The following is a 19,637-nucleotide window of genomic DNA, read 5'->3' on the forward strand; positions in this document are numbered from 1 at the left end:
GCCTGCAAGGATAACCGCTCCTTTGCGCTGGAGCAGCTGATTGTAGGATTTTGCTGGAAAACCTGTCAGAAAGTTGGATCACTGTGGCGGTTTTGGGGCAAACTCCGTGGTTTTCAACAGATCGACAAGGCTTCCCCATGACCTCCGCGTCTTCGGTTGACGAGCAACGATTTCGTAAACTCCTGAGCCGCAACGTAAGTCTGCCGTTAGGTGTCGGCGCACTCAGTGCCGTGTTCTTCGTTTCGCTGATCGCTTATCTGCTGTCGGTGATCCAGTGGGTCGAGCACACCGACCGGGTGATCAATAACGCCAATGAATCGATAAAACTGACCGTCGATCTGGAGACCGGGATGCGCGGCTTCCTGCTCACCGGCGACGAGCAATTCCTCCAGCCCTACGAAACGGCGAAGCCACGTATCACGGTCGCCCTCAGGACCTTGCTCGAACTGACTGCGGATAACCCGGTGCAGACCGACCGCCTGCAACGGCTGCAGGCTTTGCAGGATGAATGGGCCGCTTACGCTAAAACAACGATCGATTTGCAGCGCTCCCGCGGTGACTATCGAGAAGCGGTCAAGGCCGGGCAGGGCAAACGCCTGACCGACGAGATCCGCAAGCAATTCGAAGACGTGATCGACATGGAGCAGCAGTTGCGCACCGCGCGCAACGAGGACGTGCGCCGCACCACCCTCTGGAGCATCACTCTTTACCTGTTGTTCATCGCCGGTATCAGCGCAATGCTGGCCTACATCGGGCGCCGGGACTTACTCAACCTTTCGCAAAACTACAGTGCCAACCTCGCCGCGCAACAGGCCAGCGCCCGTCGCCTGGAACAGCAGGCCTGGCTGCGCAATGGCCAGACCGAACTGGCTGAGCAAGTGCTGGGGCAGCTGTCACTCAATGTGCTCGGGCGTAACATTCTGCAGTTTTGCGCGCAGTACCTCGGTACGGTGGTAGCCGCTATTTATGTCCGTGAAGAGCACGGCGGTCTCAAGCGCGTTGCGTCTTATGGTTTCTCCCGGGAACAGGAAGCGCTTGAACAACAGATCCACAGTGGCGAAGGCATTGTCGGCCAAGTGGCGCAACAGGCTCGCTTGATCCGCCTCGACCACGTACCGAGTGACTACTTCAAGGTCAGCTCCGGCCTGGGCGAAGGCTTGCCCCATAGCGTACTGGTGGTGCCGACCAGTGACGATGACCGGATCAACGGTGTGATCGAACTGGGTTTCCTGCGGCCGCTCAACGACCGCGATGTCGAACTGCTTGAACTGATTGCCGGTAACATCGGCACCTCGATCGAAGCCGCGCGCTATCGTCAACGTCTGCAGGAAGTGCTGGCAGAGACCCAGCAGCTCAACGAAGAGCTGCAGGTTCAGCAGGAAGAACTCAAGACCGCCAACGAAGAGCTGGAAGAACAGTCGCGGATTCTCAAGGAGTCCCAGGCGCACCTGGAAACCCAGCAGGTCGAGCTTGAACAGACCAATGAACAACTCGCCGACCAGGCGCAGATCCTGGCCGATCAGCGCGACGCCATGGACCAGAAAAACACTGAACTCAATCAGGCGCAGATCCAGCTCGAAGAACGCGCCGAAGAGTTGCAGCGTTCGAGCAAGTACAAGTCCGAATTCCTCGCCAACATGTCCCATGAGTTGCGCACGCCGCTGAACAGTTCGTTGATCCTGGCCAAGTTGCTGGCGGAAAACCCCCAGGAAAACCTCAGCGCCGAGCAAGTCAAATTCGCCGAGTCGATCTACTCCGCCGGCAACGACTTGCTCAACCTGATCAACGATATTCTCGACATCTCCAAGGTCGAGGCCGGCAAGCTCGAGGTGCGCCCGGAGAACACCAGCGTCGCGCGTTTGGTGGAGGGCTTGCGCGGGATGTTCCGGCCGCTGGCTGCAGACAAGAGACTGGACCTGCAGGTGCAATTGCAGCCGGGCGCGCCGATGATGATCTATACCGACCGCCAGCGCCTGGAGCAGGTCATCAAGAACCTGCTCTCCAACGCGGTGAAATTCACCGAAAAAGGCTCGGTCAGCCTGACAGTCGCCCACCAGCCTGGCGACGGTATCGCCTTTATCGTGAGCGACTCCGGGATCGGCATTGCCGCGGACCAGCAGGACAGTATTTTCGAAGCCTTCCGCCAGGCCGATGGCACCACCAACCGCCGCTACGGTGGTACTGGCCTGGGCCTGTCGATTTCCCGCGACCTGGCGGCGTTGCTCGGCGGCTCCATCAGCGTCACCAGCGAGCCAGGGCAGGGCAGTGTGTTTACCCTGGTCTTGCCCCGGCAATACGTTGAACCGGGCGGTGGACCGGTCGAGCCGATGAAAGCCTCACCGGTGGCCATGCCCCCGAGAGTCACGCCCGCCGCGCCGGTTCCGTTGATTGCCGCCGTCGATATCCCGCGTTTCGACGACGATCGTTCAAAGGCGCCCTTCGCCACACGTTGTATCCTGGTGGTGGAGGATGAGCCCAACTTTGCGCACATCCTCTACGATCTGGCCCATGAGCTGGGTTATCAGTGCCTGGTGGCCCATGGGGCCGACGAAGGCTACGACCTGGCCAGGGAGTTCATCCCGGACGCCATCCTGCTGGACATGCGTCTGCCGGATCATTCCGGATTGACCGTCTTACAACGACTGAAGGAACACGCGCAAACCCGGCACATTCCGGTGCATGTCATTTCTGTGGAAGATCGCGTCGAAGCAGCCATGCACATGGGCGCCATCGGGTATGCGGTCAAGCCGACCACCCGCGAAGAACTCAAGGACGTGTTTGCCCGCCTCGAAGCCAAGCTGACCCAGAAGGTCAAACGTGTGCTGCTGGTTGAAGACGACGACGTGCAACGCGACAGCATTGCCCGGCTGATCGGCGACGATGACATCGAAATCACGGCCGTCGGCCTGGCGCAGGAGGCGCTGGAACTGCTGCGCACCACGGTTTTCGACTGCATGATCATCGACTTGAAGCTGCCGGACATGCTCGGCAACGAGCTGCTCAAGCGCATGTCCACCGAGGATATCTGCTCGTTCCCGCCGGTGATTGTCTACACCGGACGCAACCTGACCCGGGACGAGGAAGCCGAACTGCGCAAGTATTCGCGCTCGATCATCATCAAGGGTGCTCGCTCGCCCGAGCGTCTGCTGGATGAGGTCACACTCTTTCTGCACAAAGTCGAATCCGGGTTGTCCCATGAACGGCAGAGGATGCTCAAGACCGCGCGCAGCCGCGACAAAGTCTTCGAGGGCCGCAAAGTACTGCTGGTGGACGACGATGTACGCAACATCTTCGCCCTGACCAGTGCGCTGGAACACAAGGGTGCGGTCGTGGTCATTGGCCGCAACGGCCGTGAGGCGATTGAACGCTTGAATGAAATCGAGGACATCGATCTGGTGTTGATGGACGTGATGATGCCGGAGATGGATGGTTTCGAAGCCACCAGCCTGATCCGCAAGGACCCGCGCTGGCGCAAGCTGCCGATCATTGCGGTGACGGCCAAGGCCATGAAGGATGATCAGGAGCGCTGCCTTGCAGCCGGCTCCAACGATTACCTGGCCAAGCCCATTGACCTGGATCGCCTGTTCTCGTTGATTCGCGTGTGGTTACCGAAGATGGAACGCATTTAGTGGAACGTATTTATTCAGGGGAGCGAAACAGCGAAATCGAATTGCGCTTGTTGATCGAGGCGATTTACCTCAAATACAGCTACGACTTTCGCGATTACTCCGGCGCGTCAATCAAGCGTCGCGTCCACCACGCGTTGAGCCAGTTCGAGTGCGCCACTATTTCGGCGTTGCAAGAGAAGGTGCTCCACGATCCGACCGCGTTCATGCAGTTGCTGCAATTGCTGACGATTCCGGTCAGTGAGATGTTTCGCGACCCCTCGCACTTCCTCGCCATCCGCCAGGAAGTGGTGCCGTTGCTCAAGACCTATCCTTCGATCAAGATCTGGATCGCCGGTTGCAGTACCGGCGAAGAAGTCTATTCGATGGCGATACTGCTGCGCGAAGAAGGCTTGCTCGATCGCACCATTATCTACGCCACCGACATCAACCCGCGTTCGCTGGACAAAGCCAAGCAAGGGATTTTCTCCATGGAGAATGTCCGCGCCTACACTCATAACTACCAGCAGGCAGGTGGCCAGCAGTCGTTTGCCGACTACTACACGGCGGCCTATGGCTACGCCATTTTCGACAAGACGCTGTGTGACAACGTGACCTTCGCCGACCACAGCCTGGCGACCGACAGTGTCTTTTCAGAAACTCAATTAATTTCATGTCGTAACGTATTGATTTACTTTAATAAAAAACTTCAGGATCGCGCTTTCGGCTTGTTCCACGACTCCCTTTGCCATCGAGGATTTCTGGTGCTGGGCAGCAAGGAAACCCCGGACTTCTCGGCATACGGCAGCCAGTTCGAACCCCTGATCAAACAAGAACGGATCTACCGCAAATCATGAACAGCGCAAAGGAATTGCCGCGTATGGAAGCTATTGTGATCGGCGCCTCGGCGGGCGGCGTGGAGGCGTTGTTCACGCTCCTCGGCCCGCTGCGCAAAGGCTTCGTCCTGCCGATCATTGTGGTGCTGCACCTGCCTGAAGCAGGTCGCAGCCAACTCGCCGAAGTCTTCGCGCGAAGGGTGTCCCTGCCGGTGCTGGAAGCCCGCGACAAGACGCGGGTCGAAGCCGGCACCCTGTATTTCGCCGGGCCTGGGTATCACTTGTCGGTCGAGCAGGACCGCAGCTTTTCCCTGAGCCTGGAAGACCGCGTGCATTATTCGCGGCCCGCCATCGATTACCTGTTCGAGTCGGCTGCCGATGCGTATGGCCCGGCGCTGGCCGCGGTATTGCTGACCGGCGCCAACCGCGACGGCGCGCGCGGCCTGGCCCAGGTCAAGCATCGTGGCGGCCTGACCATCGTGCAGGATCCCGCCGAAGCCCAGGTCGCGACCATGCCCCTGGCCGCGCTGGATATCGTTGCGCCAGACCACATCCTCCCCCTAAGCGGCATCGGCCGTCTGCTTGTCGAGCTGGAACGAATAGCATGCTAAGTAACATTCAAGCCAAACTGCTGATCGTCGACGATCTGCCGGAAAACCTGTTGGCGCTCGAAGCGTTGATCAAGCGTGAAGACCGTATCGTCTACAAAGCCTTGTCCGCTGACGAAGCCTTGTCCCTGCTGCTGCAACACGAATTTGCCATGGCCATTCTCGACGTGCAGATGCCCGGCATGAACGGTTTCGAACTGGCCGAGCTGATGCGTGGCACGGAAAAGACCCGAAACATTCCTATCGTGTTTGTCAGCGCTGCCGGCCGCGAGTTGAATTATGCATTCAAGGGCTACGAAAGCGGTGCGGTGGACTTCCTCTACAAGCCGCTGGATATCCACGCGGTCAAGAGCAAGGTCAATGTGTTCGTCGATCTGTTCCGCCAGAGCAAGGCGATGAAACAACAGGTCGAAGCGCTGGAGCAAAGCCGGCGCGAACAGGAAGCACTGCTTCAACAGTTGCAGAGCACCCAGCTCGAACTGGAGCAGGCGGTGCGCATGCGCGATGATTTCATGTCGATCGTCGCTCATGAAGTCCGCACGCCGCTCAATGGCCTGATTCTCGAAACCCAGCTGCGCAAGATGCACTTGGCCCGAGATAACGCCGCGGCGTTCACCCTGGAAAAAATGAACGCGATGGTCGATCGCGACGAACGGCAGATCAAAAGCCTGATCCGGCTGATCGAAGACATGCTTGATGTGTCGCGAATTCGCACCGGCAAACTGTCGATCCGGCCGACGCGCTTCGACTTGTCGGTGCTGGTTGGAGATTTGTTACATAACTTTGCTCCGCAGATCGAAGCCGCCGAGTCCTCCGTCACCCTGCAGGCCGGGGAGCCGGTAGTGGGCAACTGGGATGAGTTTCGCATTGAACAGGTCATTTCCAATTTGTTGACCAACGCTTTACGGTACGGCGCCAAGAGTCCGATCACCGTGAAGGTGTACAGTGAGAGCGGCCAGGCGCTGGTGGAGGTGCAGGATCTGGGAATCGGCATCGGTGAAGAAAACCAGAAGCGCATTTTCCAGCAGTTCGAGCGGGTTTCGGCCAAGCACGCCGTCGCCGGGTTGGGCCTGGGGTTGTTTATTTCAGAACAGATTGTGACCGCCCATGGCGGTTCCATTACCGTCGAGAGCCGGATTGGCGAAGGCGCCTTGTTTCGCGTTTGTCTGCCGCTGTAGGAAAACAGCCAGTTAAACGCAACCTCTGATCGACCCCACGGTCGTATCAGCAGCTATTGACCGAACAAAGGCTTCCCATGAGTGAAGATGCACAAGACGTCGTACTGATCGTCGAAGATGACCCCTCGATATTGATGGTGCTCTCGGCCTATCTGTCGGGTGAGGGCTACCGGGTATTGCAGGCCGAAAACGGCGAGCAGGCCTTCGAAATCCTGGCGAGCAAGCCGCATCTGGACATGATGATCACAGACTTCCGCCTGCCTGGCGGGATCTCGGGCGTACAGATCGCCGAACCCGCCGTGAAACTGCGACCGGAGCTGAAGGTGATTTTCATCAGCGGCTATCCGCAGGAAATCCGCGAGACCGACAGCCCGATCACCCGCAAGGCGCCGATCCTGGCCAAGCCGTTCGACCTGGATCTGTTGCAGGAGCTGATGCAGCAGATGCTTTCCTGAGACCCCGCGGTCCAGCGGTCCCAATGGTCGCAGGGATCGCCCGGGTCGCCGGGGTCCCCCTACAAAAGCCCAAAAGCCCATCGCCCCATCGGTCATCGGCCCATCGGCGTATGGCACGTCGGCATTATCGACCATTCAAATCCGGATCATCTCCCGTACCTTCGCCGTCAACAGGTCGAAGGTAAACGGCTTGGTGATCATCTGCATGCCCGGGTCAAGGAATCCGCCACGTACCGCGGCGTGTTCGGCGTAGCCGGTGATGAACAGCACCTTGAGTTCAGGCCGGTATTGCCGGCCGATTTCTGCCAGCTGCCGGCCATTCATGCCGGGTAGGCCGACATCGCTGATCATCAGATCGATCCGTTGCGCCGAATCCAGAATCGGTACCGCACTGTCGGCATCACCGGCCTCGACAAAGGCATAACCCAGGTCGCTTAACACGGTACTGACCAACACCCGCACCGCCGGGTCGTCTTCGACGATCAACACCGTTTCGCCGTGTTGCGCGAACGGAGCATGCTGGACGTCTACCAGAACGTCCCGGGGCAGGACACCGCCGAACCGCGGCAGGAACAAACTCACCGTGGTGCCATTGCCCACTTCGCTCTGAATGGCGACGTGGCCGCCCGATTGTTTGCTGAAACCATAAATCATCGACAACCCGAGGCCTGTGCCCTGGCCGATCGGCTTGGTGGTAAAGAACGGATCGAAGGCCCGGTTGATGGTGCTTTGCGGCATGCCACACCCGGTGTCGGTGACGCTCAGCATCACATAGTCGCCCGGGTCGAGGTTGCTGTGGGCCTGGGTGAAGCCTTGGTCCAGATGGCGATTGCTGGTCTTCACGACCAGTTGGCCGCCAGCGGGCATGGCGTCGCGCGCATTGATCACCAGGTTGAGCAGGGCGCTTTCCAGTTGATTGGGGTCGGCCTCGGCTACCCACAGCTGCTCACTCAGTTGCATGTCCAGATGAATGCTTTCGTTGATACTGCGTTGCAGCAACTCCCCCATGGACACCACCAGGGTGTTCATCTGCACCGGTTTTGAATCCAGCGACTGGCGTCGGGAGAAGGCCAGCAGGCGGTGGGTCAGGCCGGCCGCGCGGTTGGCCGAGGTCACTCCCAGGTCGATCAGGCTGTCCAGGTCTTCGGTACGGCCACGGGCCAGGCGCCGGCGCAGCAACTCCAGGCTGCCGATGATGCCGGTCAGCATGTTGTTGAAGTCATGGGCGATGCCGCCAGTGAGTTGGCCGACCGCTTCCATTTTCTGTGACTGGCGCAGGGCTTCTTCGTTGTGGCGCAGCTGTGCGGTGCGTTCCTCGACCTGCTGTTCAAGCGTTTCGAGGGTGTTCTGCAACCGCAGCTCGCTTTGACTCAGATCGATCAGCCGATCCCTGGCTTCGTACTGTCGTCGTCGCCCGCGCAACGCGGTGGTCACCAGGCTGATCAGGGTCACGGGATGAAAAGGTCGCTCAAGAAAGGTGACATTGCCCAGTTGCGGACCGAATCGCGACGCGGGGTTCTGTTCCGGACCGCCATGATAGGTCAGCAACACAATCGGCAAGTCCGACCAGGCCGGCTGTTGCTCGATCAGGCCGAACAGCGGTTCAAGATCACTGCCCAGCAACGCCTCGGACGATATCAGCAGCAAGCCTGCGCCTCGCGTCAACTCGCTGCAAAGGCCCACCAGATCGCGAGTGATGACGCCGTCGTAACCCGCTTCATTGAGCATCATCAGTGCAATCTGGCTGTCACGTCCCAGCGGCGCGAGAATGATCGCGCGCTCGGACATTGCTTCCAGGGCCGTCACGGGCTCTCTTCCCCGAGCAACGGATTGCTCGCGCCCATATACGTGGGCACACCGCGCAGTACGCCCTGGAACGCGTCCAGCGGTTCGCCGATCGTCATGCCCTGGCCGCTGATGCGGTATTCACGAATGGTCGATTCATGGCTGCCGGTGCGTTTCTTGATGATCGAAATCGCCCGGCGAACCTTGCCCACCGCTTCGAAGTAACGCAGCAGGATCACCGTATCGGCCAGGTAGGTAATGTCCACGGGGGCCTGCATGTCGCCGACCAGTCCGTGCTGGGCGACGGTCATGAAGGTCGCGGCGCCCCGGCGATTGAGGTACAGCAGCAACTCGTGCATGTGCAGCACCAGGGCGTTTTCTTCAGGCATTGCCGCTTGATAGCCATTGATGCTGTCGATCACCACGGTCTTGATATCACGCTGGTCGACGCAACGGCGGACCCGGTGGGAAAACTCGCCGGGGGACAATTCGGCTGCATCCACTTGTTCGATCAGCAGGTTGCCGGTGTCTTGCAGGGCTTGCAAATCGATGCCCATGTTTTTCATGCGTTCGAACAGCAACCCCAGTTCTTCATCAAAAATGAACAACGCGGCTTTCTCGCCCCGGGCCACGGCCGCCGCGGCGAAGATCATCGAGATCAGCGATTTGCCGGTACCGGCCGGGCCGAGGATCAAGGTGCTGGACCCGGTCTCGATGCCGCCGCCGAGCAGGGCATCCATTTCCTTGATACCGCTGGTCAATTGCTGACGGGTGTACACGCCGCGATGTTCGGCGGCCACCAGCCGCGGAAACACGTGGACGCCATCGCCCATGATGGTGAAGTCGTGGAAGCCGCCACGGTACTTCTGACCGCGATACTTGACCACCCGGATCCGCCGGCGCTCGGCGCCATAGTTGGGGGTCAGTTCTTCCAGGCGAATCACGCCGTGGGCGACACTGTGCACGGTCTTGTCGAGGGACTCGGTGGTCAGGTCGTCGAGCAGCACCACCGTGGCGTCATAGCGCACGAAGTAGTGTTTGATCGCGAGGATCTGGCGCCGGTAGCGCAGGGAGCTTTGGGCCAGCAGGCGGATCTCGGACAGGCTGTCGAGTACCACGCGAGTCGGCTTGACCCGCTGGACCACTTCGAAAATCTGCTTGGTGGCTTCGCCCAGTTCCAGGTCCGAGGAGTACAGTAAGCTTTGCTGATGCTCGGCATTGAGCAGGCTTTCCGGTGGTGTCAGCTCGAAGATGTGGATGTTTTCATCCAGCTCCCAGCCATGGGACAACGCACCCTGGCGCAGTTCGCGCTCGGTTTCCGACAAGGTGATGTACAACGAGCGCTCGCCGGCTCGCGCGCCGGCCAACAGAAAATGCAGGGCGACGGTGGTTTTACCTGTGCCGGGTTCACCTTCGAGCAAAAACACATGGCCGCGGGACAATCCGCCAGCCAGGATGTCATCCAGACCTTCAATGCCGGTGGCGGCTTTTGCACTGAACAACTCGTTAGACGTAGACAAAAAATGCCCTCTCAAGATCAGGGAAAACGAGACAGCAGGCCTGAAAAGCCTGAATGGACTGCCTGATCACTTGACCTTTGGCCGCGAAGAGCGTTCAACACTTTTTGCTGGGCGTGGATCCAGACCGCGTGTACCACCCCGGTTCCCTGTAGGAGCCGGCTTGCCGGCGAAGGCGGCGTGTCAGTCGACATCGAAGCCGGATGTCAGTCCGCCTTCGCTGGCAAGCCAGCTCCTACATTGGATCTTTGCCGGTCACAGGATTTGTGTACGCCCCGATTCCCTGTAGGAGCCGCCCCGCGAAGCGAGGCTGCGATCTTTTGATCTTTTTTTAAAGCCCCTGCTGCAACGTCGGGTCGTCGGGATTGAGCTGTTCCAGTTGCGCCAACAGAATCTGCACGTTCTGCAGTTGTCCGCTTTCTTTCCAATAATTGATCAACAACACCCGGGCCCTGCGATCGGCCGGGTGGCGCTGGACGATTTCCTGCAGCTGTTTCTGCGCCGCTTCCAGCTCCAGTTCGCCGTGCAGCGTGGTCGCCAGGTCATAGCGATAATCCTTGTTGTCCGGCTCCAGCTCCACCGCCTTGGACAGGCCGAGCAGCGCGAACTCACTTTGACCGTGATGCAGCAGCCAGAGCCCCAGGGCATGTTGCAGGTAGGCCGAATCGGGTTGAGCCTTCAACTGTTTGGCCAATAGCAGCCGGGCGGCTTCGCTCTGGCCTTGCTTGTCCAGCACTTCAATTTGCATCACCAGCGCGGGCAGGTTGCCGGGCGCAAGACGCAAGGTGTTCTCCAACGCCTGTTGCGCTTGTTGCAATTGGGCATTGTGCAGGTGCAGCCGAGCCAGTTGGTAGTGGTTGTCGGCGCTTTCGGGCTGACTTTTCAGGTCCTGCTCCCAGGCGTCGATGGCTTGCTCCAGCGGCCCGAAATACAACCCGAGATCGTCTGGGGAAAGCCCCAGCAAGGCGTTCACCGAGGCATAACGCACGCGCTGATCGCCGTCGTCGAGCAGCGGGCCCAGCAGCAGGCTGCGCTGGCCGTTGGGCACCAGGGCGCTGATGCTGTTGATCGCCGCAATGCGCACGTCCGGCGATTCATGCTGCAAGTCCGCAGTCGCCAGTTTCAGCGCTACGGAGCTGGGGTAGTTGGGCAGTTCGGCATACAGCCAGATACGTCGTTTCGGTGAAAGATCCGGGCGTGCCAATTGCTGGTAGAGCACCCGCGCCGCACCTGGTTGACCCGCGCGCGCCTGGTTGAGCGCTTCGGTGTAGCCGCGCTTGATCGCAGCCGGCACCACGGGGGTGGTGCTGCGCAGGAAAAACCAGGCAAGGCCGATGGCGAACAGGACGCAGAGGCTGATGATCAGGTAGCGGCGGGACTGGGGCATGCAGGAATCCGGGAGCTGGCAAGCTGTTGCAGAGCCGCCAGCTTCGGTCAGGAGGGGCCGTGAGTCAAATCCTGACGCCAACATCCTGACTGAAATCTGTCGAGGCAACACAGCAATGACTACGCTTGCTGGAGATGACCCAACGGGCATTCCCATGCAACCGCTGCTTTTATACTTCAAGGCGATGCTCAACCCCGGGCGCGGGGTGCTGTTGTTCGCCTTGCGGACGATCGCCGCCGGGCTGTTGACCCTGTATCTGGCCTTCCTGTTCGACCTCGACCAGCCCAAGTGGTCGATCATGGCCGTGGTCATCGTCAGCCAGCCATTGGGTGGCATGGCCCTGGCCCGCAGTTTCGGCCAAGTCATCGGCACCACGCTCGGAGCGGTCGTGGCGGTGTTGATCATGGGGATCTTTCCCCAGGCGCCGTTGCCTTTCATCCTCACCCTGGCCCTGTGGCTGGCGCTGTGTACCGCTGGCGGCACCTTGTATCGCTACACCAGTTCCCAGGCGTTTGTGTTGAGTGGCTACACGGCGGTGATCGTGGCGCTGCTGGCGGTGCCTGATCAGGATGGCACCTTCATGCTGGCCGTGACCCGTGTGACCGAAACACTGTTGGCGGTGGCTTGCGTGTGCGTGGTCAGCTTGCTCACGGCACGACCGGAAGCCGTGGCCCGGGATTATTTCGCCCGGATCGATCAAGTGATCAAACTGCTCGCGACCCATGCGGCCGCCGTCATTCGCACCGAAGAAAGCGAGGCCGACTTCCGCCAGCGGCAGATGACGCTGTTAGGTGAGATCAGTGCCCTTGAGGGGGTACGGCGGCATTTGTACTTCGATGCGCCACGTCTGCGCAGCGCCAATGGTCTGGTGCAGTTGCTCGGCAATCAATTGGTGCTGCTGACGTCACGGCTGATGGCCTTGCGTCACCAGCGGGAGCTGTTGATCGAACGCTGGAAAGGGGCACTGCCCGTCGACTCACAGCGTTTGCTGGCCGAAGAACTGGTGTTCCTGGATGAAGTCGCCCGGCAGGGGCGCTCGTTATCGACCGAGGCCCGCCACTCTTTCGCAGCGCTGCAAAAACGCTTCGATGAACTGGCCTACCGGTCTGAACGACTGACCGAGACGATGCCGGCCACGTTGCGCTCCCTGGCGTGGTCGCTGCGTTGGGAACAGGCACGAATGTTAGAGCAGCTGAGTCAGATTCTGGACCTGAGCGACGCGATTCAGGAGGGGCGTGAAGCCAGTTGCGTGTTCCGCGGCCAGGACAATCCGTTGCATCTGGATTTCACCCTGGCGGCGATGAACGCGACGCGGGCATTTTGCGCGCTGGTGGTGGCCGGTCTGATCTGGATCGAGACCGCCTGGGACGGGGCGAGGGGCGGGATGATTGTGGTCGGGGTGCTGTGTTCCTTGATGGCGACTTTTGCGCGGCCGCTGCTGGCCGCCCAGAGTTTTGCCAGGGGGCTGGCCCTGGCGCTGGTGGTATCGGCGCTCTATCAGTTCATGTTGGTGCCCATGATCAGTGACTTCGAGCTGCTGGCCTTGCTGTTGGCGCCGTTGTTGTATGCCGTCGCGGTGGGGTTGGCCAGCCCGGCAACCACCGGCACGGGCATTGGTCTTGGACTGTTGACGTTTCTGTTGCTGGGGCCGCAAAACACAGGGACAGGCCAGAACACCGCGATCCTGTGGTTCGAATTTGCCGGTGCCTATGTCTACGCCGTCACGCTGGCGTTGAGTGTCTACGTCCTGATCTTTCCATTCAGGCCCGATGTGCGGATGCGCCGGCTGTTCACCGAGAACCGCGAGCAGGTCTACGCTTTGCTGAAGACGCCGGCCACCGATGAGCAGCAATTTACCTTTGAAAGTCGCATGGTCGATCGCCTGACCATGATGCTGGGCCTGTTGCCGGCTACCCATGACAAACAGTCCGGCGCGCTGTTCGAGGTCAGCCTCGGGTGCATGGCACTGGGTGTTGCCTTGAACCAGCTCAGGCAACAGGGGCGAAGCAACACGTTGCTGAGTACCGACCAACAAAACCGTTTGCTGGACGCCGTCCGTGAAACAGGAAAATGGGTCGCCGGACGCCCCGGAATCGACCTTGAACAGTTGCTGGAAAACTTGCGGGTCCTGGGCGATGAAATGGACGACCTGCATACAGACGTGCATGAGCACTTGTGGTCGGTATTCAGGATGCGCGTGGCGCTGTTGATCGTGGTGTCGTTTCTGCAGCGATACCACGACTGTTTTCAACCCGCAGACGTGGAAGGAGTACCCGCCCTTGCCCATTGATCTGGAAGTAGGTGGCGTCTACTTGCCACCGATCGCCCAGGCCTTGCTGCTGGCCTTGCCGGTTTTCCTGCTGCTGGACTGGACCTTGCGCCGCCTGGGCGTGCTGCGTTTCGTCTGGCATGAGGCCTTGTTCGAAGGCGCGTTGTACGCCTGCGTGTGCGCGACGCTGATTCTGCTGATGGGAGCCTGATGCATTGAAGAAGATTATGCCCCGACTGGTGACGGCGGCGGTGGTAGTGCTGGCCTTTGTGCTCGGCTGGTTTGCCTGGGAGCATTACACCCGCGCGCCCTGGACCCGGGATGCGCGGGTGCGGGCCGATGTGGTGACGTTATCGGCAGACGTCTCGGGTCGCATTGTCAGCCTCGCTGTGCACGACAATCAACATGTGCAGAAGGGTCAGTTGTTGCTGGAGATCGACCCGGCGCGCTACGTCCTGGCGGTGGAGCACGCCAGGCGCTCGGTGGAAGTGGCGAAAGCGGCGCTGGGTCAATCCGAAGCGACGATAGTCTCCAGCGGCGCAATGCTCAGGCAGCGGCAGAGCGAAGAGCGCCGGCGTCGCACCCTCAAGGACCGCGCCGCCATCTCTGGCGAGGAGTGGGAGAAATCCAGCACGGACGTGGCCGTGGCGCAGGCCGAGTTGCTGCGCAACCAGGCCATCCTGGGTCTGGCCCAGGCCAACGTGCAACTGGCCATCGCGGCATTGACCCAGGCTGAACTGGATTTGCAGCGCACCCGGGTCGAAGCGCCTGTCACCGGGTACGTCACCAACCTGCTGACCCGCCAGGGAGACTATGCCACCGCCGGCGGGGCACTGTTGGCGCTGGTGGACAGCGACTCGTTTTATGTCAGCGGCTACTTTGAAGAAACCAAGTTGCCGCGGATCGAAGAGGGCGACCGGGTCCGGATCGAATTGATGAGCGGGGAAACCTTCGGCGGCACGGTGAAAAGCATTGCCTTCGCCATCGCCGACAGGGAAAACCTGCCCGGCGGCCGCCTGCTGGCCAACATCAATCCCAGCTACACCTGGGTCAAACTGGCGCAGCGGGTGCCGGTGCGAATACAGATCGATGCCGACTATGCGGGCAAAAACCGCCTTCGTGCCGGGACCACGGCTACCGTCACCGTCCAGGAAAACCAACAATAATGCGGCCACCCACGCCCCCTGTAGGAGCTGGCTTGCCAGCGAAGGCGCCCTCAAGGTCAATGCAAAACTTCGAGGTTGATGCAAGATTCAAGGGACCCTTCGCTGGCAAGCCAGCTCCTACAAGGGGGGGGTGGGCAAATTTCAGGCAAAAAAAACCCCGCGACCGAATGAGGCGCGGGGCAAAGAATCTGGTTGGTTGCGGCCAACCAAAGGAGCTCGTTGATAGGTTACTGGCTGGCGACCGTCTCGGGTTGCCAGCCACCGCCCAGTGCCTTGTAGATCGCGACAATGCCGCGATACAAATCGACTTCGGCCTGGGCCTGGGTATCTTCCGCGGCCAGGCGCTCACGCTGGGCATCGAGCAGGACGAGGAAGTCCGCCGTGCCTTCGCGGTAGCGGATTTGTGCCAGATCGGCCGCGGCGCGGCTTGATTCACTCTGGCGAATCAGCGAAATCAGGCGTTGCTGGCGTTTGCCGTAGTCGCTGAAGGCGTTTTCCGATTCTTCCAGGGCCAGCAGCACTTGCTGTTCGTAGGTGGCCAGGGCGCCTTCGGCGTCGGCATCGGCGCCGCGCAATCGGGCGCGCACGCTGCCCAGGTCGAACGCAGCCCAGGTGATGCTCGGGCCCAGCGCCCAGGCGTTGGCCGCCGAGGAACCGATCTGCGAACCACGCCCGGCGGTGAAACCGAGGAAGCCACTGAGGCTGACCCGCGGGAACAAGTCAGCCTTGGCCACGCCGATACGCGCCGTGGCGGAGGCCAGTTTGCGTTCGGCACTGAGAATGTCCGGACGACGTTGCAGCAACTCACCCGGATCACCGATCGGCAACGCCTTGGCGATGGCGGGCAAGTCCTTCGGACTCAGGTCGACGGTCAGTTTGTCCGGACGTTCACCCAGCAGGGTGGCGATGCGGTTTTTCTGCCGAACCTGCTCAGCCTGCAATTGCGGCACGCTGGCTTCGACGGACGCCAGACGTGCATCGGCGCGTTCCACATCGAGCTGATCGCCGACGCCGGCATCACGCAGGCTTTCGGTGATCTTGCGCGATTCCTGCTGGTTGTTCAGGTTGGCCAGCGCGATCTTTTCCCGCAGTTGCGCACCACGCAGTTGACCGTAGGCGTCCACCAGTTCGGCAATCATGGTGACTTGCAGTTGGTACAGATCGGCTTCGATCGCCTGCTGTTCGGCGTCGGCGGATTCCAGGTTGCGCTGGATACGGCCGAACAGGTCGATCTCCCACGCCATGTCCAGGCCCAGGTCGTAGCGCTCGCTGTTGACCCGTTTGGTGGTCTGGCCAGGAATCTGCCCCTTGCCCAGATCACTGCTGGCCCGGCTGGTGATGGTCGGCATGGCGTCATTGCTGACGTCATCGCGAATCGCCCGTGCCGCTTTCCAGCGCGCGAAGGCTACGCGCAAATCGCGGTTGCCTTTCAGGGACTCTGTCACCAACTGGTTCAGCGTCGGGTCTTCAAACTGTTGCCACCAGATGCCTTCGAAACGTGCGCGGTCGAAATTCTTCTGACCGGCGGCGCCATCGGTGGCCGTGGTGATGTTGGCCGGCTCGGTGGCTGGGGTCTTGTAGTCCGGGCCGACGGCGCAGGCACTCAGGGCCAGCACCAGCAGGCTCGGCAGGAAGGCTTTCAGGCTCATTGTTGCGCCTCCAGTTTCAGGGTCTTGGCCGCTTTGCGCTTCTCGCCACGCTCGACAAAGTTGCGAATCAACACGTAGAACACTGGCGTCAACAACAGACCGAAGAACGTCACCCCAAGCATCCCGGAGAACACCGCCACACCCATGGCGTGACGCATTTCGGCACCGGCACCGCTGGAGAACACCAGAGGCACAACCCCCATGATGAACGCGAAGGAGGTCATCAGGATCGGCCGCAGACGCAGGCGGCACGCTTCGAGCACCGCCGCCAGCGGGCTCATGCCTTCGTCCTGCTGTTTATCCTTGGCGAACTCGACGATCAGGATCGCGTTCTTGCAGGCAAGCCCCACCAGTACGATCAAGCCGATCTGGGTGAAAATGTTGTTGTCGCCTCCCGACGCAATCACCCCGGTGATGGCTGACAGCAGGGTCATAGGGACAATCAGGATCACCGCCAGTGGCAGGCTCCAGCTTTCGTACTGTGCCGCGAGCACCAGGAACGCCAGCAATACGCAGAGCGGGAACACGAACAGCGCGGTGTTGCCGGACAGAATCTGCTGGTAGGTCAGGTCGGTCCACTCGTAGGTCATGCCGTTCGGCAGTTCTTCCTTGAGCAGTTTTTCGATGGCTTTTTCGGCCTGGCCGGAGCTGTAGCCGGGGGCTGCCGCACCGTTGATTTCAGCGGTGATGAAGCCGTTGTAGTGCATCACGCGGTCCGGGCCCGAGGTGTCGCTGACCTTGATGAAGGTCGCCAGCGGGATCATCTCGCCTTTGTTGTTACGCACTTTCAGCTGACCGATCTGGTCCGGTTCGAGACGGAACTGCTGTTCAGCCTGAACGTTGACCTGGTAGGTGCGACCGAAGCGGTTGAAGTCGTTGGCATACAGCGAACCCAGATAGATCTGCAGGGTGTCGAAGATGTCGCTGACGGCCACGCCGTGGGTCTTGGCTTTTTCGCGGTCGATGGCGGCATCGACTTGCGGCACGTTCACCGTGTAGCTGGTGAACAGGGCGGCCAGTTCCGGCACGTTGTGGCTTTTGTTGATGATGTTCATGGTTTCTTTGTACAGCTCGTCATAACCCAGGTTGCCCCGGTCTTCGATCTGCAGACGGAAACCACCAATGGTGCCCAGGCCTTGTACCGGCGGCGGCGGGAAGATCGCCATGTAGGCTTCCTGAATCCCGGCGAACTGGCCGTTCAACGCCCCGGCAATCGCACCGGCGGACATGCTCGGGTCTTTACGCTCGTCGAACGGTTTCAGGGTGACGAAGACGATGCCGGCGTTAGGACTGTTGGTGAAGCCGTTGATCGACAGGCCAGGGAAGGCCACCGCACTTTCCACACCAGGCTGTTTCAAGGCCAGGTCGGACATGCGTTTGATCACGTCTTCGGTACGGTCCAGGCTCGAGGCGTCCGGCAGTTGCGCGAAGGCCACCAGGTATTGCTTGTCCTGGCCGGGGACGAAACCGGTCGGGGTGTTGGAGAAACCGAAGAACGTCAGCACCATCAGGCCTGCGTACACCAGCAGGGCGATGCCGCTGCTGCGGATGACCCGGCCGACCGTGCCGACATAACTGTGGCTGGCCTTGTCAAAGAAGCGGTTGAACGGACGGAACAGCCAGCCACCGAAGATCTTGTCGAGGACCTTGGAGAAACGGTCTTTCGGCGCGTCATGGCTCTTGAGCAATACCGCAGCCAAGGCTGGCGACAGGGTCAGCGAGTTGAACGCGGAGATCACGGTCGAAATCGCAATGGTCAGGGCGAACTGCTTATAGAACTGGCCAGTGAGACCCGAAATGAACGCTGCCGGGATAAACACCGCACACAGCACCAGCGCCGTCGCGATGATCGGCCCAGTCACTTCACGCATGGCACGCTTGGTCGCTTCGACCGGTGTCAGTCCGAGTCCGATGTTTCGCTCGACGTTCTCCACCACCACGATCGCATCGTCCACCACGATCCCGATGGCCAATACCAATCCGAACAGTGACAAGGCGTTCAGCGAGAAGCCGAATAAATGCATCACCGCAAACGTACCGATCAGCGATACCGGCACCGCCACCAACGGAATGATCGAGGCGCGCCAGGTCTGCAGGAACAGAATCACCACCAACACCACGAGGATCAGTGCTTCGAACAGGGTGTGAACCACCGCCTCGATCGAACCGCGCACGAAGATCGTCGGGTCATAGACGATGCTGAAGTCCATGCCTTCCGGGAAGCTCTTCTTCAGCTCCGCCATCTTGTCGCGTACTTCGTTGGAAATTTCGATCGCGTTGGAGCCCGGGCGCTGGAAGATCGGGATCGCCACCGCCGGCTGGTTGTTCAGCAAAGAGCGCAGGGCGTACTGGCTGGAGCCCAGCTCAACGCGAGCGATGTCCTTCAGACGCGTGATTTCACCGTTGTCGCCAGAGCGAATGATGATGTTCTCGAACTCTTCTTCGGACACCAGACGGCCCTGGGTGTTGACCGACAGCTGGAACGCCGTGGCATTCGGTGCAGGCGGGGCGCCCAACGCACCGGCCGCCACTTGACGGTTCTGCTCGCGAATCGCGGTCACCACATCGGTGGCGGTCAGATTGCGCGAAGCGGTCTTGTTCGGATCCAGCCACACCCGCAGCGAGTAGTCGCCCATGCCGAACAGCTGCACGTCACCGACTCCGCCCAGGCGCGCCAGCTCGTCCTTGATGTTGAGCAAGGCATAGTTGGACAGGTAGAGCATGTCGTAGCGTTTGTCCGGCGAGGTCAAGTGCACCACCATGGTCAGGTCGGGCGATGCCTTGTCGACGGTGATACCGATGCGCGTCACTTCCTCGGGAAGCTTGGGCTCGGTCCGGGTCACGCGGTTTTGCACCTGCACCTGAGCGTTGTCCAGGTCAGTGCCCAGGGCGAAGGTGATGGTCAGGGTGATCTTGCCGTCAGCGGTTGACTGCGAGGACATGTACAGCATGTTCTCGACGCCGGTGATGGCTTGCTCCAGGGGAGCGGCCACGGTTTCACCGATGACTTTAGGGTTGGCACCCGGGAAGTTGGCGCGGACCACAACGGTCGGTGGCACCACTTCCGGGTATTCGCTGATCGGCAACTGGAACAATGAGATGGCGCCGGCGATCAGGATCAGCAGCGACAGCACCGCTGCGAAGATCGGCCGTGAAATGAAGAATTGGGAAAAATTCATCGT

The 19,637-nt window shown here is 60.4% G+C and carries 13 protein-coding genes; 8 read left to right on the forward strand and 5 right to left on the reverse strand.

Annotation, left to right across the window (positions count from 1 at the left end):
* Window positions 1-137: 137 nt before the first annotated feature.
* The 5 genes from ACA062_RS14865 (at window position 138) to ACA062_RS14885 (ending at window position 6,682) form a co-directional block, all read left to right on the forward strand.
* Window positions 138-3,629, forward strand: coding sequence for a response regulator (locus ACA062_RS14865; protein WP_497457062.1), 3,492 nt, complete (start codon window positions 138-140; stop codon window positions 3,627-3,629).
* A complete protein-coding gene (locus ACA062_RS14870) occupies window positions 3,629-4,462 on the forward strand; it encodes a CheR family methyltransferase (RefSeq protein WP_497457063.1) in 834 nt (277 codons plus the stop codon). Before ACA062_RS14865 ends, ACA062_RS14870 begins: the two co-directional genes overlap by 1 nt.
* Entirely contained in the window at window positions 4,459-5,052 is a 594-nt protein-coding gene (locus tag ACA062_RS14875; RefSeq protein WP_497457064.1) for a chemotaxis protein CheB, read from the forward strand. Before ACA062_RS14870 ends, ACA062_RS14875 begins: the two co-directional genes overlap by 4 nt.
* The gene (locus tag ACA062_RS14880) at window positions 5,046-6,227 is read left to right on the forward strand and encodes a hybrid sensor histidine kinase/response regulator (protein ID WP_497457065.1); all 1,182 of its coding nucleotides are present in this window, start codon (window positions 5,046-5,048) and stop codon (window positions 6,225-6,227) included. The genes ACA062_RS14875 and ACA062_RS14880 overlap by 7 nt, the downstream gene beginning before the upstream one ends.
* 77 nt (window positions 6,228-6,304) lie before the next feature.
* Window positions 6,305-6,682, forward strand: a complete 378-nt coding sequence (locus ACA062_RS14885; protein WP_497457066.1) for a response regulator — start codon at window positions 6,305-6,307, stop codon at window positions 6,680-6,682.
* Window positions 6,683-6,817: 135 nt separating this feature from the next.
* On the opposite strand, the gene ACA062_RS14890 is transcribed toward ACA062_RS14885, so the two are convergent.
* The 3 genes from ACA062_RS14890 to ACA062_RS14900 form a co-directional block, all read right to left on the reverse strand.
* A complete protein-coding gene (locus ACA062_RS14890) occupies window positions 6,818-8,488 on the reverse strand; it encodes an ATP-binding protein (RefSeq protein WP_497457067.1) in 1,671 nt (556 codons plus the stop codon).
* Window positions 8,485-9,987, reverse strand: coding sequence for an ATPase domain-containing protein (locus tag ACA062_RS14895; protein ID WP_497457068.1), 1,503 nt, complete (start codon window positions 9,985-9,987; stop codon window positions 8,485-8,487). Before ACA062_RS14895 ends, ACA062_RS14890 begins: the two co-directional genes overlap by 4 nt.
* Window positions 9,988-10,315: 328 nt before the next feature.
* Entirely contained in the window at window positions 10,316-11,371 is a 1,056-nt protein-coding gene (locus tag ACA062_RS14900; protein ID WP_497457069.1) for a tetratricopeptide repeat protein, read from the reverse strand.
* 154 nt (window positions 11,372-11,525) lie between these two features.
* On the opposite strand from ACA062_RS14900, the gene ACA062_RS14905 reads away from it, so the two are divergent.
* From ACA062_RS14905 to ACA062_RS14915, 3 genes are read left to right on the forward strand one after another with little or no spacing between them, the layout of a single operon-like run.
* Window positions 11,526-13,661: an FUSC family protein gene (locus ACA062_RS14905; protein WP_497457070.1), complete on the forward strand. Its 2,136-nt coding sequence runs from the start codon at window positions 11,526-11,528 to the stop codon at window positions 13,659-13,661.
* Complete coding sequence (locus ACA062_RS14910; RefSeq protein WP_497457071.1) at window positions 13,651-13,851, forward strand: DUF1656 domain-containing protein; 201 nt, start codon at window positions 13,651-13,653, stop codon at window positions 13,849-13,851. The genes ACA062_RS14905 and ACA062_RS14910 overlap by 11 nt, the downstream gene beginning before the upstream one ends.
* 4 nt (window positions 13,852-13,855) lie before the next feature.
* Entirely contained in the window at window positions 13,856-14,806 is a 951-nt protein-coding gene (locus tag ACA062_RS14915) for an HlyD family secretion protein (RefSeq protein ID WP_497457072.1), read from the forward strand.
* A 227-nt stretch (window positions 14,807-15,033) separates the two neighbouring features.
* Here ACA062_RS14915 and ACA062_RS14920 read toward each other — a convergent pair whose 3' ends face one another.
* Window positions 15,034-16,455 (reverse strand): efflux transporter outer membrane subunit, encoded by a 1,422-nt coding sequence (locus tag ACA062_RS14920; protein WP_497457073.1) that lies wholly within the window; start codon window positions 16,453-16,455, stop codon window positions 15,034-15,036.
* Complete coding sequence (locus ACA062_RS14925; protein ID WP_497457074.1) at window positions 16,452-19,634, reverse strand: efflux RND transporter permease subunit; 3,183 nt, start codon at window positions 19,632-19,634, stop codon at window positions 16,452-16,454. The genes ACA062_RS14920 and ACA062_RS14925 overlap by 4 nt, the downstream gene beginning before the upstream one ends.
* Window positions 19,635-19,637 lie beyond the last annotated feature (3 nt).

Source organism: Pseudomonas sp. LBUM1679, from assembly GCF_059695565.1.